This is a genomic window from Pseudomonas sp. No.117 (genome assembly GCF_054558395.1).
Genome location: NZ_BAAJNP010000002.1, coordinates 238,668 through 260,471 on the forward strand (window position 1 = coordinate 238,668; position 21,804 = coordinate 260,471).

15 protein-coding genes are annotated in these 21,804 nt (G+C 66.7%); 5 read left to right on the forward strand and 10 right to left on the reverse strand.

The features are described from left to right. Positions 1-162: 162 nt before the first annotated feature. Together ybaK and ACYJP6_RS04635 are read right to left on the reverse strand one after the other, a co-directional pair. Positions 163-633: a Cys-tRNA(Pro) deacylase gene (ybaK, locus tag ACYJP6_RS04630; protein ID WP_459473777.1), complete on the reverse strand. Its 471-nt coding sequence runs from the start codon at positions 631-633 to the stop codon at positions 163-165. Further along, positions 630-1,694, reverse strand: a complete 1,065-nt coding sequence (locus ACYJP6_RS04635) for a diguanylate cyclase (protein WP_459473779.1) — start codon at positions 1,692-1,694, stop codon at positions 630-632. Before ACYJP6_RS04635 ends, ybaK begins: the two co-directional genes overlap by 4 nt. Positions 1,695-1,918: 224 nt before the next feature. Here ACYJP6_RS04635 and ACYJP6_RS04640 point away from each other — a divergent pair, with 224 nt between their 5' ends. Together ACYJP6_RS04640 and ACYJP6_RS04645 are read left to right on the forward strand one after the other, a co-directional pair. Next, on the forward strand, positions 1,919-2,356 hold the full coding sequence (locus ACYJP6_RS04640) for an HPF/RaiA family ribosome-associated protein (RefSeq protein ID WP_459473781.1): 438 nt from the start codon (positions 1,919-1,921) through the stop codon (positions 2,354-2,356). An 82-nt stretch (positions 2,357-2,438) separates the two neighbouring features. Then, complete coding sequence (locus ACYJP6_RS04645) at positions 2,439-3,497, forward strand: oxidoreductase (protein WP_459473783.1); 1,059 nt, start codon at positions 2,439-2,441, stop codon at positions 3,495-3,497. Here ACYJP6_RS04645 and ACYJP6_RS04650 read toward each other — a convergent pair. Further along, on the reverse strand, positions 3,491-4,525 hold the full coding sequence (locus tag ACYJP6_RS04650; protein WP_459473784.1) for an acyltransferase family protein: 1,035 nt from the start codon (positions 4,523-4,525) through the stop codon (positions 3,491-3,493). The two genes, ACYJP6_RS04645 and ACYJP6_RS04650, sit on opposite strands and share 7 nt — an antisense overlap. Before the next feature lie 167 nt (positions 4,526-4,692). Further along, positions 4,693-6,864, reverse strand: coding sequence for a bifunctional 23S rRNA (guanine(2069)-N(7))-methyltransferase RlmK/23S rRNA (guanine(2445)-N(2))-methyltransferase RlmL (gene rlmKL / locus ACYJP6_RS04655; protein ID WP_459473786.1), 2,172 nt, complete (start codon positions 6,862-6,864; stop codon positions 4,693-4,695). A 317-nt stretch (positions 6,865-7,181) separates the two neighbouring features. Here rlmKL and rmf point away from each other — a divergent pair, with 317 nt between their 5' ends. Further along, positions 7,182-7,397 carry a ribosome modulation factor gene (gene rmf, locus ACYJP6_RS04660; protein WP_145006186.1) on the forward strand — a complete coding sequence of 72 codons (216 nt, stop codon included), beginning with the start codon at positions 7,182-7,184 and terminating at the stop codon, positions 7,395-7,397. Between the two features lie 119 nt (positions 7,398-7,516). On the opposite strand, the gene ACYJP6_RS04665 is transcribed toward rmf, so the two are convergent. After that, complete coding sequence (locus tag ACYJP6_RS04665; RefSeq protein WP_459473787.1) at positions 7,517-8,536, reverse strand: quinone-dependent dihydroorotate dehydrogenase; 1,020 nt, start codon at positions 8,534-8,536, stop codon at positions 7,517-7,519. A gap of 185 nt (positions 8,537-8,721) precedes the next feature. Here ACYJP6_RS04665 and ACYJP6_RS04670 point away from each other — a divergent pair, with 185 nt between their 5' ends. Then, entirely contained in the window at positions 8,722-9,597 is an 876-nt protein-coding gene (locus ACYJP6_RS04670) for a DUF6685 family protein (RefSeq protein ID WP_459473789.1), read from the forward strand. Here ACYJP6_RS04670 and ACYJP6_RS04675 read toward each other — a convergent pair. The 4 genes from ACYJP6_RS04675 to ACYJP6_RS04690 all read right to left on the reverse strand — a co-directional run bounded on the left by ACYJP6_RS04675 (position 9,594) and on the right by ACYJP6_RS04690 (position 15,433). Then, positions 9,594-10,172: a biliverdin-producing heme oxygenase gene (locus ACYJP6_RS04675; RefSeq protein WP_459473790.1), complete on the reverse strand. Its 579-nt coding sequence runs from the start codon at positions 10,170-10,172 to the stop codon at positions 9,594-9,596. The two genes, ACYJP6_RS04670 and ACYJP6_RS04675, sit on opposite strands and share 4 nt — an antisense overlap. A gap of 27 nt (positions 10,173-10,199) precedes the next feature. Beyond that, on the reverse strand, positions 10,200-12,611 hold the full coding sequence (locus ACYJP6_RS04680) for a hybrid sensor histidine kinase/response regulator (protein ID WP_459473791.1): 2,412 nt from the start codon (positions 12,609-12,611) through the stop codon (positions 10,200-10,202). Between the two features lie 102 nt (positions 12,612-12,713). Further along, positions 12,714-13,175: a response regulator gene (locus ACYJP6_RS04685; RefSeq protein ID WP_459473792.1), complete on the reverse strand. Its 462-nt coding sequence runs from the start codon at positions 13,173-13,175 to the stop codon at positions 12,714-12,716. A gap of 8 nt (positions 13,176-13,183) precedes the next feature. Continuing rightward, positions 13,184-15,433: an ATP-binding protein gene (locus tag ACYJP6_RS04690; protein WP_459473794.1), complete on the reverse strand. Its 2,250-nt coding sequence runs from the start codon at positions 15,431-15,433 to the stop codon at positions 13,184-13,186. Between the two features lie 215 nt (positions 15,434-15,648). Here ACYJP6_RS04690 and ACYJP6_RS04695 point away from each other — a divergent pair, with 215 nt between their 5' ends. After that, positions 15,649-16,674: an alpha/beta fold hydrolase gene (locus tag ACYJP6_RS04695; RefSeq protein ID WP_459473796.1), complete on the forward strand. Its 1,026-nt coding sequence runs from the start codon at positions 15,649-15,651 to the stop codon at positions 16,672-16,674. A gap of 107 nt (positions 16,675-16,781) precedes the next feature. Here the strand turns inward: ACYJP6_RS04695 and ACYJP6_RS04700 are convergent, their stop codons facing one another. Next, positions 16,782-21,629, reverse strand: a complete 4,848-nt coding sequence (locus ACYJP6_RS04700) for an NAD-glutamate dehydrogenase (protein ID WP_459473798.1) — start codon at positions 21,627-21,629, stop codon at positions 16,782-16,784. Positions 21,630-21,804 lie beyond the last annotated feature (175 nt).

Here is a 21,804-nt window from a genome sequence, read left to right on the forward strand (position 1 = left end):
TACGTAGGTTGGGTTGAGCGTAGCGAAGCCCAACCTCTTCAGGCACGGCCTGCTCATTGGACTCAGTCGTAGGGTGGACAACGGCGCAGCCTTGTCCACCACCAGCCTGATCGCGCGTGGAAAACGCTGCGCGGTTTTCCACCCTACCTGATAGACAGACGCTCAGGCCTTGCCGATCGGTACGAAGGGCGCGTCCAGCAAGCGGGCGAGGTTCTCCGGGGCCAGGGCCACTTCCAGCCCCCGGCGTCCGGCACTGACATGGATGCTCGGCAACGCCGCCGCGGACTCGTCGATGAAGGTGCGCAGCCGCTTCTTCTGTCCCAGCGGGCTGATGCCGCCCACCAGGTAGCCGGTGCTGCGCTGGGCCTGGTCGGGTTTGGCCATCTCCAGTTTCTTCACCCCGGCCGCCTGGGCCAGGGCCTTGAGATCCAGGGTGCCGGCGACGGGCACGATGGCCACCAGCAATTCCTGTTTCTCGCTCGCCGCCAGCAGGGTCTTGAACACCGTCTCCGGTGCCAGACCGAGTTTCTCGGCGGCTTCCAGGCCGTAGGAGGCGGCCTTGGGGTCATGGTGGTAGCTCAGCACCTCGTGGGGCACCTGGCTCTTTTTGAGCAACTCTATCGCCGGGGTCATGCCAGCACTCCTTGGGGATCGGCCACCTCCGCCCGACCGCGTCCCTGGGCCTTGGCCCGGTACAGAGCGAAGTCGGCTGCCTGCAGCCAGTGGGCGACGTCGTCGTAGGCCCGGTCGAAGCCGGCGATGCCGCAACTCATGCCGACGCGGACGTTCTGGCGCTCACCAGGGCTACCCGACTGCATCCCGTGCAGGCGCTCCTGCAGGCGACGAATCAGCTCGATGGCCTGGTCGGGCGAGGTATCGGGCAAGAGGATACCGAATTCGTCACCGCCGAAACGACCGGCAAGATCACTGCTGCGGATGGTCCGTGCCAGCAGGGCGGAAAACTGGCGGAGCATCTCGTCGCCAGCCTGATGGCCGAAGCGGTCGTTGATCAGCTTGAAGTTGTCCAGGTCGATCATCACCAGGGTGGCGGCGGCACCACTGCGCTTGCAGCGGGCGAATTCACGCTGCAGCAGCTGATCCCAGTGGGTGCGGTTGTGCAGGCCGGTCATGCCATCCTGCTTGCTGATCAGCTCCAGCTCCTGCTTGCGGCGCGACAGTTGCTGCGCCAGGCGGAAGCTCACCAGGCCCAGGGCCCAGGGATAGCCGACGATCATCGGCAGGCAGGCATAGATCTGCGCGGTGGAGGTCTCCAGGGCGACTGGATGGCGCAGCAGCACCAGTCCGACGAGCATACCGACCAGCTGGGCCAAGAGCCCGCGTCGCCAGAAGGGCAGACCGCCCGCACCCAGCATGTTCAGGCTGGTCATAGCCAGCAGGGTCGCGCTGGGCAGCAGATTGAAGCCCATGCTCGCCGTCCAGAAGCCCGCCGAAGCGCAGTCCAGCAGCAGGTTGCCCAACTCGGTCCGATAGGGATTCTGGGCGCGGACCGCCCGGAAATAGGCCAGCGGCGACCAGAGCAGCGCATTGGCCAGCAGCAGGATCCAGAGGCCGATGGACACCGGCTGGGTGATCTGGACCGAGACGATGCAGCTCAGGCTGAGCAACAGACCGACCGCCCGAGGCAGCCAGAGGCGCCGGGCGAAGCTGCGACCACGCGTGAGCACATCTGGCATTGACGATCCCCACTGCGACGGACGATGGAAGGTCGCGCATTATCAGTGGATAAGGGCAAAACGCCAGCGACCCGCGACCTGAGCGTCGTTTTCCCGATCGATACGACGTGCCTAGACACTGCCAGATCGAAACATCGGGTGACACGCCTGGCAGACGAACAGCCTTGAACCTCGGTGTGACCGGCCTCATCCAATGGACAGGCCCGTCAAAAAGAGGAAGCCGCATGCAAGTCCAAGTCAACAGTGATCACAACATCGAAGGCAGTGCCGGTCTGCAGAATTGGGTGACATCGGTGGTCGAAGACCGCCTGGAGCGCTTCGACGAACTCCTGACCCGGGTCGAGGTACACCTGAACGACGAAAACGCCGGCAAGTCGGGCGCGCAAGACAAGCGCTGCCAGATGGAGGCACGCATCAAGGGCCACCAACCGCTTTCGGTGACGCACAAGGCCGACTCCCTCGACCTGGCGGTGGACGGTGCCGCCGACAAGCTGGCGCGGGCCATCGGCAACCTTTCCGGCAAGCTGGAGAAAAAGCGCCTGTCCGGTGGCGAACTCAACGACCCCATCGCCCTGGAGGATTCGGAAGAATTCAAGGATTCCCTGCGCCAGGACGAATTTCTCGAGCGCGAGCAACTGGCCCATGAGCATCAGTTGAAGTAAGGCTGCGCTAAGCTTGGCTTTTGCACCGGGGCCGCTCAAGGAGCGGCCCCGGTGTTTTCAGTGCTGGCAAAAGGATGACTCCATGCCCTCCCCTGTACGTGTCGCTCTGGTCGGCTATGGCTTCGTCGGCCAGACCTTCCATGCTCCCCTGTTGCGCTCGATTCCCGGCCTGTCCCTGGAGCTGGTCGCCTCGCGTGACGCCGCCCGCGTCCATGCCGATCTGCCCGAGGCAAGGGTCACCGCGGACTATTCGGCCGCCGTTTGCGATCCGGCCATCGACCTGGTGGTCATCGCCTCGCCCAACCAGACCCATGCCCCGCTCGCCAGCGCCGCCCTGGCCGCGGGCAAGCACGTGGTGGTCGACAAGCCCTTCACCGTGACCCTCGCCGAAGCCCGGCGACTGGCCCAGGACGCCGAGCAGGCCGGTCGCCTGCTGTCGGTGTTCCAGAACCGGCGCTGGGACAGCGACTTCCTCGGGTTGCAGGACGTCCTCGCCAGTGGCGCCCTCGGTGAACTCACCAGCCTGGAATCGCGTATCGAACGCTTCCGGCCGCAGGTGCGGGAGCGCTGGCGCGAGGCGGACCTGCCCGGCAGTGGCCTCTGGTTCGACCTCGGCCCCCACCTGCTGGACCAGGCCCTGTGCCTGTTCGGGCTACCGCGGCGCCTGCAGGCGAGCCTGGCGCGGCAACGACCTGGCGCCCTTACCGACGACTGGTTCCAGGTGCAGCTGGACTACGGCGCGCGCCAGGTGACCTTGAAAGCCGGCATGCTGGCGGCGGGTGGGGTACCGCGCTTCCTGGCCCAGGGTACCGCCGGCAGTTGGTTGAAGCTGGGCGCCGACCGCCAGGAAGACGCGCTCAAGGCTGGTATCCAGCCGGGCGGCCCTGCGTGGGGCGAAGACCCGGACCCAGGCTGGCTGATCGGCGGCGACGGCGAGCGCCAGGCCCTGCCGACCCCGGCCGGTGATCAGCGCCGCTACTACCTCGCGCTGGTCGAAGCCCTCGCCGGCCGTGCCGCCAATCCGGTCCCGCCGGCCCAGGCCTGCGCGCTCATGGCGTTGCTGGAAACGGCGCAGCGCTCGGCCGCGGAAGGCCGCGCCCTGGTGCCTGAACTCACCGCCGCCGAGCGCGATGCCTACTGACCGGCCGCCCAGGACGCACGCCGGCGCAGCAGGCGTTCGCCGAACTGGCGCAGGGTGCGCGACAGGCGCCGTTCGATCCATTCGTAGCTGGCCCAGGCCACCAGCAGGATGACCGGCAGGCAGATCGCCAGGGTCTGGTAGGGCGTGAGGCCCCATTGCTGGTGTAGCCAGTAGTCGCCCAGCCAGAGCACGATGACGTGCACCAGATAGACCGAATAGGACCAGTCGCCCAGCGCCTGGCACAGCCGCGAGCCGGCGAACCAGGGTTCGAGGATGACGCAGGCCCCGACCAGTACCGCACTGGGCACGCCCCAGGTGAGCAGGCGATAGGGATGATCCGCCGGGAAGGCCACCAGGCAGGCCAAGGCCGCCAGGGCGGCTGCCAGGGCCAGCGGCTGGGGGGCGCGCAGGGCACCGCGCCGATGCAGCGCCGCCAGGGTCACGCCGAGCAGGAACTCGAAGATGATCGGATTGCGATAGAAGTTGCTGACGAAGGCCTCGCGCGTCAGTACCAGGCTGACCAGCATCACCAGCAGGCTGACCACCCCGATGCGCCAGCGCTCGGCCACGCCGAAGGACAGGGCGAAGAGCAGGTAGAACAGCATCTCGAAGTTGAGGGTCCAGCCCACCGGCAGGATCGGATAGTGGCCGAAGCCGGCCGGATTCTCGCTGGGGATGAAGAACAGCGAGAGCAGCAGTTCGCGCGCCGCCACGCCATAGATCGGCATCACGTCGCTGGCCAGATAGAGGATCAGCGCCGTCACCGCCGTATACAGCCAGTAGGCCGGGACGATGCGGGCGATGCGCTGCCAGAGGAAGGTGCTGCGCCTGAGTGGCCGGCCCGCGGTGGACAGGTAGATCACGAAGCCGCTGAGCACGAAGAAGATGTCGACCCCGACCTGCCCGCGCGTGGAGAGCAGATGGCCGCCGAGGCTATCGGCGTGGAAATCGAAGAACACCTGCATGAAGTGATGGAAGACCACCAGCCAGGCGGCCAGGGCCCTGAGTGCCTGCAATGAAACCAGCATGGTGAAACCCGTCCCTCCTCGCTCCGCTGAGTACGGCCAAGCGCCGCGCCGGCATTGTGGACGGCGTGGGCAGGCCAGGTGTCAGCGGATCGAGTCCGGGTTGCAGCGGGTCACACCCTGAAGATCCCGAGGGCGGACCCGTTCAGCGGCAGTTCAGCCGCCCGGTATCAGTTCAGGCTGAAGCGCCAGGCGCGGTGGATCTTCGGATTTCGGGCGAAATCCGGGTCCAGGGTGCTGGCGGTGATCTCCTCGACGCGGTAGCGCTCGCTGAGGCCCTCGTCGAGCTCGAACTTGCGGAAGTTGTTGGAGAAATACAGCACGCCGGTGCGACTCAGGTGCGCCATGGCCGAATCGATGAGCCCGACATGGTCGCGCTGGACGTCGAAGACCCCTTCCAGGCGCTTGGAATTGGAGAAGGTCGGCGGATCGACGAAGATCAGATCGTATTCGCCACGATCGTTTTCCAGCCAGTGCAGCACGTCACCCTGTTCCAGGCGATGCCGCTCGGAGAAGCCGTTGAGGGCGAGGTTGCGCCGCGCCCAGTCCAGATAGGTCCGCGAGAGATCGACGCTGGTGGTGCTGCGTGCCCCACCCACGGCGGCCTGCACCGTGGCGGCGCCAGTGTAGCAGAACAGGTTGAGGAATCTCTTGCCCTGGGCTTCCTGGCGCAATCTCAGGCGCAGCGGCCGGTGATCCAGGAACAGGCCGGTGTCCAGGTAGTCGGTCAGGTTGACCAGCAGCTTGGCGCCCGCCTCGTCCACCTGGAGGAATTCACCCTGGGCCGCCTGGCGTTCGTATTGCTTGGTGCCGCTCTGCCGCTCGCGGCGCTTGACCACCACCAGCGACGGATCGACGCCGAGTGCCTGGGGGATGGCCGCCAGGGCGTCGAGCAGTCGGGCCTGGGCCTTTTCCGGATCGATGGAACGCGGCGGGGCGTATTCCTGCACATGGACGCGATCGCCGTAGAGGTCCACGGCCACCGCGTATTCCGGCATATCGGCGTCATAGAGGCGATAGCACTGCACGCCCTGGCTGCGGGCCCACTTGCCGAGCTGCTTGAGGTTCTTCTGCAGGCGATTGGCGAACATCTGCCCGCCTTCGCTGAGCTTGGCCGGTTCCGCTGCCTGGGCCGTGGCCGGACGCTCGCCGCTGCGGCTGCCGGTGACGAATTGCCGCGGCTCCACCTCGAACATCAGCAGCTTGCAGGGCAAGGCGCCGTTCCAGAAGGCGTATTGCTTGTGGCTACGAATGCCCATGCGCTTGCCCAGCTCGGGGGCGCCGGTGAACACCCCCGCGCGCCAGCCGAGGCAGGCCTGGCGCAGGCGCTCGCCGAGATTCTGGTAGAGGTACAGCAGGCTGGCTTCGTCGCCCAGGCGCTCGCCATAGGGCGGATTACAGATCACCAGGCCAGTCTGGCCCTTGTCCGGGCGCGGCTCGAAGCTGGCCACCTCGCCCTGGTAGACCTTGATCCACTCGGACAGCCCGGCCCGCTCGATATTGTTGCGCGCCGGCTGGATCAGCCGCGGATCGGCTTCGTAGCCGCGGATCCAGGCCGGCGACCTGGCCAGGCCGGCTGCGGCACGGGCTTCGGCTTCCTGGTGCAGCTGCTGCCAGAGCGCGGGCACATGGCCCAGCCAGCCCGAGAAGCCCCAGCGCTCGCGGCGCAGGTTGGGGGCGATGTCCGCCGCCATCAGGCCGGCCTCGACCAGGAAGGTCCCCACCCCGCACATGGGGTCGGCGAGGGCCCCACCGGCGGCGGCCAGGGCTGGCCAGCCGGCGCGGATCAGCACTGCGGCCGCCAGGTTTTCCTTCAGCGGCGCCGCCCCCTGCTGCAGGCGATAGCCACGCTGGTGCAGGCTCTGCCCGGAGAGGTCCAGCGACAGGATGGCCTGGCCGCGCTCCAGGTGCAGATGCACCCGCAGGTCAGGGGCGATCTTGTCCACGGTCGGCCGCTGGCCGGTCCGTTCGCGCAGGCGATCGACGATGGCGTCCTTGACCTTGAGCGCGCCGAAATGGGTGTTGTCGATGCCGGCGCCCTGGCCGCTGAAGCCCACGGCGAGGGTGCCGGTGGGTGCCAGGTGCTCTTCCCATTCCACGCCATGTACCCCCAGGTACAGCGCCTGGGGATCTTCCACGGGGAAGCGGGCCAGTACCAGCAGGACCCGGTTGGCCAGGCGCGACCAGAGGCACAGGCGGTAGGCATCCGCGAGGCTCGCCTCGCCGCGCACCGCCGCGGTCTGGCTGCGGGCTTCCTGCAGGCCGAGGCCCTGGGCCTCTTCCAGCAGCAGGGTCTCGAGGCCCTTGGGACAGGTGAGGATGAGCTGTTGCATCGCGGACATCGTTGAATCCATAGGTTAGCGCAAGGAACTTTCTGCCTTTGGTCGGATTGACCGGTAAGGACAGCCCCTTCCGTGAAAGTTTGACTGCGTCTCAACAAGCCGCAGTGACGGCATTCCAGCGGCGGTTTATCGCCGTTTCATTTCGATTACGTTACGGCTTATAGCTAAAAGGTCGTTCCCAGCCAGCGCCCCATTGGTTAGTAATTGACCACCCGCAGCGCGAAGGTGCGGGGCGGATGCCAGGACGCCGGCTCTGGCATCCAGGCCTGCAACGGGCCATGGACAATCTGCAAGTCAACCTACGAGGGCACTACCCTATGAGAAGACTCAAGCGTGATCCAATGGAACGAGCTTTCCAGCGTGGTTATCAGCACGGCATTGTGGGCAAGTCGCGGGATCTTTGTCCCTTCACCCAGGACGCCGTCCGGCAGGCCTGGCTCAATGGCTGGCGCGAGGGCCGCAGCGATCAATGGGACGGCTACGTAGGCACCGCCGGTCTTCAACGCATGAATGAACTTCAAGCCGTAGGCTAATTCGATTTCACCCGCGGAAGCCCAGGGCTTCCACAGCGTTCTGGTTTCTTTCCAGTCAGATCCTCTTCCAGGATCGGGGATCCGTTCCCCTGGGGGCTCCTGGCGAGCCCCCTCCCCCCTCAGGGCCGCGCCGCGGCGATGGCATCCACCGCCTCGCGGATCAATGCCGGCCCGCGGTAGATGAAGCCACTGTAGAGCTGCACCAGGCTGGCACCGGCGGCGATCTTTTCCGCTGCATCTTCGCCGGACAGGATCCCGCCCGCGGCGATGATCGGCAGGCGGCCACCCAGCTCTCCCGCCAGTACCCGGACCACATGGGTGCTTTTTTCCCTGACCGGCGCGCCGGACAAGCCGCCCGCTTCCGCGGCATAGGCCAGGTTTTCCACGCCCTCGCGGCCCAGGGTGGTGTTGGTGGCGATGATGGCGTCCATCCCGGCATCGCGGATCGCCTGGGCGGTGAGCACGATCTCCTCGTCGGTCATGTCCGGGGCGATCTTGATGGCGATGGGGACGCGGCGGCCATGCTGCACCGCGAGGTCTTCCTGCCGCTGGCGCAGGGCTTCCAGCAGGCTCTTGAGGGCATCGCCGAATTGCAGGCTGCGCAGGCCGGGGGTGTTGGGCGAGCTGACGTTCACCGTGATGTAACTGGCGTGGCCATAGACTCTATCCAGGCCGATCAGGTAATCGTCCACCGCCCGCTCGACCGGGGTATCGGCGTTCTTGCCGATGTTGATCCCCAACACGCCCTGGAAGCGCGCGGCGCGTACCCGCTCGATCAGCGCATCCACACCGGCGTTGTTGAAGCCCATGCGGTTGATGATGGCCTCGGCCCGCTCCAGGCGGAACAGCCGCGGCTTGGGATTGCCCGGCTGCGGCCGGGGCGTCACGGTGCCGATCTCGACGAAACCGAAACCCAGGCCGGCGAAGCCATCGATGGCGGCGCCATTCTTGTCGAGACCCGCGGCCAGGCCGACCGGGTTGGGAAACTCCAGCCCCATGACCTGGACTGGCAACCGGCCCGGCTGCCGGCCGAGGCCGGTCAGGCCCAGGCGCCCGGCGGCGCCTATCAGATCCAGCGCGAGGTCGTGGGACCCCTCTGGAGACAACTTGAACAGCAGAGGACGGAGCGCGTCGTACATGGCGGACTCACAGGCGATTCGGAAAGCGCGCATTATACAGGCTTGCCCGCTGCCATACGTCGCTCCCGCCCAGGTCGACCGGTCGTTCATACAAAAGATCCTGCCATTGGGGAATCATTTGACGATAGCGCGGTCATTGCCACGCTAGAATCGGTCGCGCCGCTCCTATTCGCCCCGGAGACCTCATGAGCAACAGTGCCAACCTCCTGGGCAGCCCCTGGTCCTCGCTGGCCTTGCACCTGCATCCGTCGCTGGCGAGTCGGCGCATCCAGCGCTGCCTGGAACGCCTTGCCGATGCCTTCGTCCCGCTGCCGCTCCCCCAGAACAGCCTCTGGTGGGATGACGGTCATCCGCTGCACCTGCTCCTTAATCTGCCCCGGGCTGCCCTGTCCGGCCCGACCCAGGAAATCAAGGGCAAGGCCCATGGGCTGCTGAGCCAGCTGGTCGTCGCCGATACCCGGCAGCTGCCGGCCTTCGACCTGCGCAGCCTGGATGGCCTCTGCCATCGCCTCGCCGAGCCCGCCCTGGCCTCGGCGGCGCAACTCGAGGAACTGGCGGCCCTGCCGGCGGCGCGTGACCAGGCGCGCATCATCGGCTATCGGGATTTTCAGGCGGCCCTCTATCGGGCGCTGCCGACGCTGTCCAGCGAACAGCCGTTGCGCCTGCGCCAGGCCAGTTGGCGCGGCCCGCGCTTCTTCCTGGAAAACGACGCGGCCACCACCCTGGCCTTCGCCAGCATCGTCGCCTATGCGCGCATCCGCGGCATCGCTGTGGAGGTACCGGCCCAGGTGCAGTGCCTGCGTTTGGAGCTATCGGCGGTGGAGCGCCTGCACCAGGCCTTCGCGCTCTATGCCCTACCCAACGCGGTCTGGAACCACCCGGATTTCATCCAGGTGCTGCTGGGCCTGAAGCTCGATTATGCCCGCCTGCCGCTCCCGGCGCCGGGCCAGGACCTGGAATGGCTGCTATTGCCCAAGGAGGTCGCCAGTACCCGGGTGCTGGCGGAAATCCTCGAGCGGCTCGGCGCCGCCGAGGTGATAGGTTACCTGAGGGCGCTCTAGGCGGACGCTGAGGGGGTCTTTACGGGCGCATGCTGCCGTCCGGCGGCCAGGAAGACATCGAAGGCCAGGCGCTGACCGGCCAGCATGCCGGGGTGCAGACTCGCGTCGCCGCCCGCTGTGTCCAGCCGCGCCAGGAACGCCGGCCAGGCGCCCTGGGGTGGTACATGGCCCAGGTAGGCGCGGGCGTCGCGCACCGCCTCGTCCGGACTCTCCCCCGCATGGCGATCCAGCAGACGCGACCCGAGGCGAGAGCCTTCCAGCACATAGGCCACGCCCCAGCATTCGCCTTCATCGAGCAGCCGCTCGATGACCACGGCCTCAGGCTGGTCGGCGTGCAGTCGCTGCAGATCCGCACCCAGCGCCTGGGTCCGCCGCCGCTCCGGCCAATCGGGCAACAGGCGCTGGATGCCGGAGCGCTCCAGCAGGTCTTCGAGACCGATCAGCGCCTGGGCATGGGCCTGCAGGAAGGCCGTGTAGTCCGGCCGGGTCTGGAGTGCATAACGGCCGAAGGCCGCATCGACCTGCTGGTGCAGGGCACCGCCTTCGGCACGCAACATTTCACGGATGGTGGACACGCAGATACCTCGTCTCGACGGCTGCCGTCAGCTGGGCGAAGGTTGGGGCTTCTCGCCGCGCAGGGCTGCCTGCAGCCGCGCGGCCAGGTCCGCCTCGCGAAAGGGCTTGGGCACGATGAATGATTGTTCGGGATCGAGCTCGCCCAGTTCGGCGTAGCCGGTGATGAACACCACCGGCAGGCGCGGCAGGTGCTTGCGGGCCTGGCGGGCGAGTTCGGCGCCGTTCATGCCGGGCATGGCGAAGTCCGCCAGCAGCAGGTCGATCTGCGGATCGCGCTCGAGGGCGCTCAGGGCGGCGAAGCCATTGCTGGCCTCCACCACCTGGTAGCCGAGATCGGCCAGCAGCGCGGCGGTGACCCCGCGCACCGCATGGTCATCGTCCACCAGCAGGATGCGGCGCTCGGCCGCCTGGGCGTCGCGGTCCAGCACCGGCAAGCCGACCGGATCCGGTGCTTCGCCGGCCTGGGTGCGCGGCAGGTAGACCATCACCGTGGTGCCCGTCCCCATGCAGGTCTCGATGCGCACCCCGCCGCCGGATTGCTTGGCGAAGCCGAATACCTGGGCGAGGCCCAGCCCGGAGCCCTTGCCCACTTCCTTGGTAGTGAAGAAGGGTTCGAAGGCCTTGGCCAGTACCTCTTCGCTCATGCCCGTGCCGGAATCCTGGACGGCCAGCAGCACGTACTCGCCGGGCTCTGGCTCCTCGGGACGCTGGGGCGGCTGGCTGATGGTCTGGTTCGAGGTACTCAGCCGCAGGGTGCCGCCGACCGCCATGGCGTCCCGCGCATTGATCGCCAGGTTGAGGATGATGAGTTCGATCTGCGTCGGATCGACCAGGGCATGCCAGCAGTCGGCACGCAGGTGGGTCTCGATCCAGACACTGCCGCCCATGGTGCTGCGCAGCAGTTCGAGCATGCCCTCGACGGTCTCGTTGAGCTTGACCGGCTTGGGCGCCAGGCGCTGGCGCCGGGAGAAGGCCAGCAGCTGGGCGGTGAGCTTGGCCCCCCGCTCGCCTGCTTCGCGGATGTTCTGGACCCGCCCCTGGGTCTTGTCGCTGGCCTCCAGGCGGACCAGGTCGCGCTCCAGGAAGCTGGCGCTGCTGAGCACCACGGTGAGCAGGTTGTTGAAGTCGTGGGCCACGCCCGCGGTGAGCTGGCCCACCGCCTCCAGGCGCTGCATCTGCTGGAGGGTCTCTTCTACCCGCTCGCGCTCGTCGATCTGCTCGCGCAGCTGCCGGTTGGCCGCCGCCAGCTCTTCCATCGCCAGGACTTCCGACGAGATGTCGCGGCCGGAACAGTAGGTCATGCCGGCATCCGGGACCGCCGTCCAGGAGATCCAGCGATAGCTGCCGTCGCGGTGCCGGATGCGGTTGACGAATCTCTGGCTGGCCGCGCGGGCGGCCAGTTGCTTGAGTTCGTTGTCGGTGAGGAAGCGCTCGTCGGGATGCACCAGCGCCAGCAGCGAGGAATCGAGCAGCTCCGCCCGGGACCAGCCGAGGTTTTCCTCCCAGGCCGGGTTGAGCGCCACCAGGGTGCCGTCCGGTCGGCAGACCAGCAGCAGGTCCCGGGTCAGGTCCCAGGTCCGGTCGCGCTCCCGGGTGCGCTCCTCGACACGTTCGCCGAGGCTGACGTTGAGGCGTTCGAGCTTTTCCGCTGCATCGCGCTGCTGGGTGATGTCCAGCATCACCCCGAGGAGTCGCGTGCAGACGCCCGCCTCGAAGAAGGGCTGGCCACGGGTCTCCACCCAGCGCTGGGTGCCATTGTCCAGGCGGATCCGGTATTCGCTGCGGTAGTCGTCGTCGCGCTCGTCGGCACCGGCCTGGCGGACCGTGTCGAGGAAGCGCTGGAGGCCCTCGGCGCCACAGAGGCGCTCGAACACCGCAAGGTCGACCACCGCATCGGCCGGCAGGCCGAACATGGCCTTGCAGCGCTCGTCCCAGACCAGCGTGCGGCTGGCCGGCAGGTATTCCCACATACCCAGCCGCGAGGCGTCCATGGCCAGCCGGGAGCGGACCTCCAGGCTGTGCAGCGCCTCTTCGGCGCGGTGGCGTTCGCGACGCTCGTGCACGACCAGCAGCGCCCGCTCGACCGCCTTGGCGAGCAACTCCATGCTCTGCTTGAGCACGTAGTCGTTGGCTCCCAGGCGCATCATCTCCACCGCGTGCACCTCGCCGAAGATGCCCGAGACGAAGATGAAGGGCGTTTCCGGCGCCAGCGCCCGGGCCACCCGCAGGGCCTCGGCCCCGGAGAAACCCGGCAGGATGATGTCAGAGAGGATGATATCGTAGGTCTGCTGGCTCAGGGCCAGCGTGAGGCCGGTGCGCTCGTAGACGATCTTGGACTGCAGCTCGAAGCCGTGTCTTTCCAGCTCGATCAGAATCAGCTCCGCATCGAGCTTGCTGTCCTCCACCAACAGGATCTTGATCTTTTTCGACAGGGGCATAAACGGACGTCGGCCTTGGATCTGTTCGCTCAGGGAAGCCGGGGCGCGTCGGTCTGCCGATGGCGGCTGACTGGCTACGGATGAACTGATCTTGCTCACTCGTTAGCGGCCAGTCCGCCGGGTGACACGCCGCGATCCAGGTGGCGGCTCATTGAGCACGGCCCAGAATACGCCGAGATCACTGATCGCGGCGACGAAATCACGAAACTCGACCGGCTTGACCACGTAGGCGTTCACCCCCAACTCGTAGGCTTTCTCGAGATCGGGCTCTTCCCGTGACGAAGTCAGCATTACCACGGGGATGCTGCACAATTCGGGGGTGCTGCGCACCAGCTCTAGCACCTCCAGGCCGTCGACCTTGGGCAACTTCAGATCCAGCAGCATCACGGCGGGGTTGCCCGGCTCGCGATCCGCGTGCGGCTCGCGCCGCAGCAGGTAGTCCACGGCCTCGGCACCGTCGCGCAGGACCACGACATCGTTGGCCAGCTGGCTACGCTCCAGGGCGACCAGCGTGAGTTCCAGATCGTGCGGATTGTCTTCGACCAGCACAATGGGTTTGAGCATGAACAGGACTACCTTTTGTGGACCGGTGACGGACGTTGTTTGGGTAAGGCGAAATAGAAGGTAGCGCCCTCGCCTATGGCACCCTCCGCCCAGACGCGACCGTCATGGCGCTCGATGATGCGTCTGACGCTGGCCAGACCTATGCCCACACCCTCGAATTCATCGGCGTGGTGCAGGCGTTGGAAGACGCCGAACAGCTTGCCCACGTAATCCATGTTGAAACCGACGCCATTGTCGCGGACGAAGACGATGTCCTCGGAGTCGCCCGGCAGCGCGCCGATCTCGATCACCGCGGGATCCTCGTAGCGACTGTATTTGATGGCATTGGCCAGCAGATTGCGCAAGGCGAGATGGACGAAGGCGGCATCGGCAATGACCACGGGCAGCGGCCCGATATGCCAGTCCACCCGCCGGTCGGCATAGTCCGGCGCCATCTCCTCGCGGATGGCTTCCACCAGCGCCGTGAGGTTGACGTCGGAGTAGCGGATCGCGGCGCGCCCCATCTGCGAGAAGCTCAGCAGGTTGTCCACCAGGCTGCCGGCGAAGCGCGCCGAGGAGCCGATGTTGTCCAGGAACCGCCGGCCGCGATCCGACAGCTTGCCGCCCTCGATGTCGCCCAGCAGCTCGGCGTAGCCGGCAATGTGGCGCAGCGGGGCACGCAGGTCGTGGGACACGCTGTAGGAGAAGGCGGCCAGCTCCTTGTTGCTGCGCTGCAGCTCCTCGGCCAGCTCGGCCATCTCCTCGGCCTTGCGCAGGACGATGCCACGTACCGCATTGCGGAGCTCGATGGCGCTTTCCAGCTCCAGCGGCGACCAGGGCAGCGACAGGCCGCGCACCGTTTCCTGCCAGAGGGCGAAGCTCTGCCGCGGCGACAGGCGACCGTCGCTGCCTTCCTGCTTGGTCGGACGCCCGGCCCAGTTCACCACCTGGACCAGCTCGCTACGGAACCAGATCAGGTAGTGGGAATGCAGCTCGGAGATGGGTACGGCGAGAATCCCGGCGGCATGCCCGGCCAACTCGGGCAACTCGGCGATGTCCTTCGCCACGTTATCGGTGATGAAGTGATCCTTGACGTTGACCGATAGCCACTCGACCAGGCGATCCACCACCTCGCGCGGCGGCACCTGGCCGATCAGCTCGGTGCCGTCGGAAGAAATGATGGCCGCGCCCTGGGCCCTGGCGAAATCCAGGAACACCTGGGGCAGCTCCAGCAATCCCTGGCAGACGCTGTCGCGGTCGGCCATGGTCGAGAGCATCTGCACCATCGCCTGGCGCAGGGTCAGGCGCCGATCGGCTTCCGCATGGGTTTCCGCCGCATCGAGCTGCAGCGACAGCACGCGGCCGAACAGCTCGCAGGCGGTACGCGTCTGGAAGGACACCCGCTGCGGCTGGCGGTCGTGGCAGAGCACCAGCCCCCAGAGGCGATCGCCGACGACGATGGAAATGGACATGGAGGCCAGGGTGCCCATGTTCCTCATGTACTGCAGGTGCACCGGCGATACGCTGCGCAGCTGCGCGAAGCTGAGATCCAGTGGCTGGCCGGTCAACGGATTGGTCTGCGGCTGCAGCGGTGACGGCTGATAGTAGGCATTGCCGATCACCCGGATGCGGTTGGCCAGGTAGAGCCGACGGGCCTGGGCGGGGATATCCGAGGCGGGAAATCTCAGCCCGAGGTAGCTGGGTACGCCCGGATCGAGTTCCTCGGCCAGGACCTGGCCATGACCGTCCGCGTCGAAGCGGTAGATCATGGTGTGGTCAAAGCCGGAAATGCGCTTGGCCTCGCGCACCGCGAGGGTGGCGATGGCGTCGACGGTTTCGGCCTGGTGCAGCTGCTCGATGAACACCCGCACCATGGGATAGAGGGTATTGAGCCCAAGCCGGCTGTCTATCGGCGCTTCGAACTCGACGATCAGCACACCGCCGAAGCGGTGCATGAACAGCGCGAAGGTCTGCTGGCGTGGCCCCAGGGTCACGTCACCCTGGTAGATGGGATTCTGTTCTTCCTGGGTCAGCGCCCCGAGCATGGCGGGCAGGTCCTGCTCCGGCAGCAATTCCCCGAGCGCCCGGCCGAGCACCTCTTCCACGGCCAGCCCCAGGTACTCGCGCACGTTGGCGCTGGCCTGGACGATGCGCAGATCCGGCTCTTCCACGGCGAACAGGAAACCATGCTCCTGAATGCTGCCGGGAATGTGGATCGGCTCGTTGGCACAATCGGCCAGAGCATCGGGCTGCGTCTTGGAAGGTGACTCGAGCGCCAAACCGGAAACCTCGTATGATCGGAAAGAAGCGCAGGAAAGGAGTGCGCGCAAAGGTTACGAAGGGTTCGTCAGACTATCAGACCCCGCGCAGGAGGCGAAGCGAAACGGCACGATTGGCGAGGTTGCGCTGTCGATGGCGACCTCGCGTGCGCCGCGGGCCGGAATCTTTGCCAGGATCACCCGGTCGGAGTGAATTTATCCCCAGGACCCTGCCCATGTCCCTGCGCCTTGCCCTACCCCTCGCCGCCCTGCTGCTGAGCCCGCTCGCCCAGGCGGAAACCCTCTACGGCGAGCGTCTCGAAGGCTTCGATTACGACTTTCCGGTCGCGACCTTCGCCTTCGATTCCCAGCGCCAGCATCTGGAAATGGCCTACCTCGACGTGGCCCCGACCGGCAAGCCGAATGGCCGTACCCTGGTCCTCCTGCATGGCAAGAACTTCTGCGCCGGCACCTGGGCGGACAGCATCCGCGTCCTGGCCGCTGCCGGCTATCGGATCGTCGCTCCGGACCAGATCGGTTTCTGCAAATCCAGCAAGCCGGCGCATTACCAATACAGCTTCCAGCAACTGGCCGCCAATACCCGCGCCCTGCTCGACCACCTGGGCATCGACCGTGCGACCCTGATCGGCCATTCGACGGGCGGCATGCTGGCGACCCGCTACGCCCTCCTCTACCCCCAGGCCACCGAGCAGCTGGTATTGGTCAACCCCATCGGCCTGGAGGACTGGAAGGCCCTGGGCGTCCCCTACCGCAGCGTGGACCAGTGGTATGAGCGCGAGTTGAAGACCTCGGCGGACGGCATCCGTGACTATGAACGCACTACCTACTACGCCGGCCAGTGGTCGCCACGCTACGAGCGCTGGGTGACCATGCTCGCCGGGCTCAACGATGGCCCGGGCAAGGCCAGGGTCGCGTGGAACTCGGCGCTGATCTACGACATGATCTACACCCAGCCCGTGGTCTACGAATTCCCGCAGCTGCGCATGCCGACCCTGTTGCTGATCGGCCAGCGGGATACCACTGCCATTGGCAAGGACGCGGCGCCCGCGGAGGTCAAGTCCCGCCTGGGCCACTATCCCGAGCTGGGCAAGGCCGCGGCGAAACTCATTCCCCAGGCGACCCTGGTGGAGTTCCCCGACCTCGGCCATGCGCCCCAGATGCAGGCACCGGAGCGCTTCCACCAGGCCCTGCTGCAGGGCCTGGCCGCCCTGCAGTCGCCGACCAAGCCAGCCAAACCCTGACCAACGCGCGACCGTAAAAAAGGCGGCGCACCCCGAGGGTACGCCGCCTTCCTGCTGAGCTCGCGCAACTGGGCGCCGGCCAGGCCGGCACCCAGACGGCCCTTTCGTCAGACGCTGCTGCTGGCCAGGTCTGCCAGTTCACGACTGGCGACGCTGTACATCGCATAGTCCTGGCCGCTGGCGTTGCGCAAATCCACCAGCAGGCCACGCCAGCGCTCCACCGCCGCCCGATGGCGCTCCAGCCACAGTGAGAGTCGGGCTTCCGGATCGCTGGGCGCCTCGCTCAGATTGAGCATGGCGATGGTGATGGTGCGCTGCTGCACATCCACCTCGTCACGGAAGGCCTCGCGCGCCAGCGCCTGCCAGGCATTGGCCACCGGCAGCTGGTTGAGCTGCTGCTGGTACCAGGCCAGGTCCAACACATCGCCCGCCGCGAACCAGGTGGCCGCCACTTCCAGCGGATCCTGGGCGGTGACTTCCGCCGCCTGGATCACCGGCAGGAGGGTATAGATGTGGTTGGTCCCGGCGACGACCCGCGCCAGGAGCTCGGGCACCCCCGCCTCGGTATAGGCGCGGAAGCGCTCTTCCCAATCCTGCCGCGGCTCGCCCTGCAGCAGTTCGTCGAGACGCACGCCGAGGGCGGCGATGCGCGGCCCGAAGAAGGCGGCCACGGCACCGGCGTCCAGGCCGCTGCGATGGCTGCGCAGGAACCAGCGGGTGGCCCGCCGACCCAGGCGCATCAGCTCGCTCATCAGGCGCAATTGCAGCTCCGCTGGCACTTGGTGATCCAGGGCCTCCACCTGCCGCCACCAGTGCGGCAGGTGCAGCACGTCGCGCATCACCACATAGGCGCGGGCGACATCCGCCGCGCCCATGCCGGTCGATTCGCACAGGCGCTGCACGAAGGTGATGCCCATGTGGTTGATCAGGTCGTTGGCGATCTGGTTGGCGACGATCTCGCGCTTCAGGCGATGCCGCGCCATGGCCTCGGGGAACTGCTCGGTCAGGCGCTGCGGGAAGGCGCCCTGCATGTCGCGAGCAAGATAGTCGTCGTCCGGTACCGAAGAGGCCAGCAGCTGCTCCTTGAGGTCGATCTTGCTGTAGGAGATCAGCACCGACAGTTCGGCGCGGGTCAGGCCCTGTTCCTTGGCCGCGCGCTCGGCAAGCACCTCGTCGCTGGGCAGGAATTCGAGGGTGCGGTCGAGCTTGCCGCGGCCCTCCAGGTCCACGATCAGCCGCTGATACTCGGCCAGGTGGGTGCGCGCCCGGTATTCGGCGAGGGACAGGGCACCGGTCTGCATGTAGTTGTTGGCGACCACCAGCTCGCCGACCTCGTCGGTCATCTCGCCCATCAGGGTGTTGCGCTGCTTGACGGTCATGTCGCCGGCGGAGACCACGTCGCCCAGCAGGATCTTGATGTTGACCTCATGGTCGGAGCAGTCCACGCCGCCGGCGTTGTCGATGAAGTCGGTGTTGCAGGCGCCGCCGTGCAGGCCGAACTCCACCCGCGCCAGCTGGCTCATGCCCAGGTTGCCACCCTCGCCAATGACCTTGGCGCGCAGGTCGCAGCCGTCCACGCGCAGGGCGTCATTGGCCTTGTCGCCGATGTCGGCATGGCTTTCGAAGCTGGCCTTGACGTAGGTGCCGATGCCGCCGTTCCAGATCAGATCCACCGGCGCCTTGAGCAGGGCGTTGATCAGCTCGTTGGGCGTCAGGTGATCGGCCTGCAGATCGAAGCGCGCCTTCATCTCGGGACTGATGGCGATGCGCTTGGCGCTGCGCGGGAAGATGCCGCCGCCCTGGGAAATCAGGCTGGCGTCATAGTCGGTCCAGCTCGACCGCGGCAGGTTGAACAGCCGCTCGCGCTCGACATAGCTGCGCTCGGCGTCCGGATTCGGATCGATGAAGATGTGCAGGTGGTTGAAGGCCGCCACCAGCTCCAGGCTGCGCGAACGCAGCAGGCCGTTGCCGAAGACGTCGCCGGCCATGTCGCCAATGCCCACCACAGTGACCGGGTCGGTCTGGACATCGATGCCGCGCTCGCGGAAGTGGCGCTGCACGCTGACCCAGGCACCGCGCGAGGTGATGCCCATCTTCTTGTGGTCGTAGCCCGCCGAGCCGCCCGAGGCGAAGGCGTCGTCGAGCCAGAATCCGTAGTCCCGGGCGATGCCATTGGCAATGTCGGAGAAGGTCGCGGTGCCCTTGTCGGCCGCCACCACCAGGTAGGGATCGTCACCGTCGTAGCGCACCACCGCAGCGGGCGGCACCACGGCGCCGTCCTTGAGGTTGTCGGTGATGTCCAGCAGGCCGCTGATGAAGATGCGGTAGCAGGCGATGGCCTCGGCCTGGATGTCGTCACGGGACCCACCGGTGGGCAGGCGCCGCGGGACGAAGCCGCCCTTGGCGCCCACCGGGACGATCACCGAGTTCTTCACCTGCTGCGCCTTGACCAGGCCCAGCACCTCGGTGCGGTAGTCCTCTTCGCGATCCGACCAGCGCAGGCCGCCGCGGGCGACGTTGCCGAATCTGAGGTGCACCCCTTCCACCCGCGGGCTGTAGACGAAGATCTCGTAGCGCGGCACCGGGCGCGGCAACTCGGGGATGGCCTTGGGATCGAGCTTGAAGCTGAAGTAGGCCTTGGGCTTGCCCGCGGCATCGGTCTGGAAGACGTTGGTTCTCAGGGTCGCCTTGATCAGGTCCAGGTAGCGCCGCAGGATGCGGTCCTCGTTCAGCACCGCGACGTCGTCGAGGGCACTGAGGATGGCCTGTTCCAGGCGCTGCTGCTTGTCGTCCAGGTCTTCGCTGGTCATGCGTCGCGCCAGGTAGAACTTCATGCGGAACAGCCGCACCAGTTCCCGGGCGATGTCGACATGGGCGTTGAGGGTGGCGGCGATGTAGCCGATGTCGAAGCCGATGCGGATCTGCTTGAGGTAGCGCGCATAGGCGCGCAGCACGGCGACGTCCCGCCAGGGCAGCCCGGCGGTGAGCACCAGGCGGTTGAAGCTGTCGTTTTCCGCCTGGCCTTCCACCACTTGGACGAAGGCGTCCTGGAAGGTGTCGTTGAGCTGCTGCAGGTCCAGCTCGAGTCCGGCCACGGTGGTGAAGGCGAAGTCATGGATCCAGTAGCGGCGGCCGTTGCGATGGCGCAGCTCGTAGGGGAATTCGCCGAGCACGCGCAGGCCGAGGTTTTCCAGGATCGGCAGCACGTCCGATAGCGCCAGGGGCGTATCGGCGTGGTAGAGCTTGCAGTGCAGGATGTTGTCGCCGGTCTGGGTCAGCGGCTGGTAGAAGCCCATGGCCAGGCTGCGCTCGTCGTTCAGCGCCAGCAGGTGGCGCATGTCCACCACCGCCAGGTGCGGGGCGAAGCGCTCGCGGTAGCCAGCCGGGAAGCCCAGCGGATAGTCGGCCAGGATGGAAGTGCCCTGGGCCTCGCCGAAGCTGTCGACCATTAGGCTGGCGAAGTCGTCCTTCCAGCTGCGGCAGGCCTGCACCATCTCCTGCTCCAGGCGCGCCGGGTCGACATCCTGTGGCTGCAGGGGATCCACGCGCAGGATGAACTGCACCCGCGCCAGCACAGATTCGGAGAAGAAGGTCCAGAATTCGCAATCGGTGCCGTGCAGGCGATCCATGAGGATCTGCTGCATGCGCTGGCGGACTTCGGTGGAATAGATGTCGCGCGGCACATAGGCCAGGCAATAGAAGAACTGGCCATAGGGATCGCGGCGCAGGAAGACGCGCACCTTGCTGCGTTCCTGGATCTGCACGATGGCCATGGCGGTGCTGAAGAGATCGTCCACCGGGGTCTGGAACAGATCGTCCCGCGGCAGGCCTTCGAGGACCTGGGCCAGCTCCTTGCCGAGGTGGGCGCTGCTGTCGAAGTCGGCGCGCCGGCGCACCTCGTCGACCTTGCGGCGGATGTAAGGGATCTCGCGCACGCTGTCGTTGTAGACGCTGGAAGTGTAGAGGCCCATGAAGCGGTGTTCGCGCACCACCCGGCCATTGGCATCCACCTCGCGCAGGGAGACGAAATCGGGATAGGCCGGGCGATGCACGCGACTGGGATCGGCGGCTTTGGCGAAGGACAGCAGCACCGGCTCGCGCAGGTAGCGCAGCGGCTCGCCGGAAAGGGTGATGGCGGCGGTCTCGGGACGCCCCCGCAGGCGCCGCGACAGTCCCAGCAGGGAGTCGGGCGCATAGCGCTGCACCGCCGTCTCGCCGTCGCCTTCGACGCTGAACTCCTCGTAGCCGAGGAAGGTGAAGCGGTCGGAACGCAGCCAGTCGAGGAACGCCTTGACCTCGGCCAGCTCACCTTCGTCGACCTTGCCCGGACGCTGATCCAGCCAGGCCAGCAGCTCGGCGACCTTGGTCTTCATGGCGGCGAAGTCACCCACCGTCAGCCGTACCTCGCCGAGGATTTCCTGCAGCGCCGCCTCCAGGCCCCGCAACTCGCTGGTCGCCGCACAGCGGTCGATCTCGAGGAACATCAGCGCCTCGCGCGTCACGCCTTCGCCCTGCTGGCCCTTGGGCAGCAATTCGAGCAGGCGGCCCTGCGCATCCCGGCGCACGCTCAGCACACTGTTCTGCAGGGTATGGACGCTGTAGCCCTGGCGATTGAGCTCCATGCGCACCGAATCCACCAGGAAGGGCGAATCCGCATGCAGCACCTCGACCACGGTATGGCTCGATTGCCAGCCGTGCCGCTCGTAATCCGGATTGAAGACCTGGACCCGCGGCTGCGCCGGATCGAAGACCTCCAGCAGCCGCCAGGCCGACAGCACGCAACCGACCAGGTCGGAGAGACGGCGCTGGGTCAGTTCCTCCAGCGGGACGATGCCGAAGAACTGGGCGGTGAAGCGCTCCAGTTGCTCGAGGGTGCTGCCCTCGACATGGGCCGCGAGGGCATTCTTGAGTTGCTGTTGGAAATCCGCTTGGCTGGCAGCGGTGAAAAACGCCATGACCGTACTCCGTCCTGAAGGTGCTGTGGGCTTCGCTCCGCAGAGGACAGGCCTCTCCCGGAGCGAGTTCCACAGGGGATGAGGCCGGACTGCACCAAAAAAGTGCAAGGATGCAGTACCGCTAGAGTAGCCGGCAAAGACAGCCGCGCACGTACGTCAGGGCGACAACAAGATT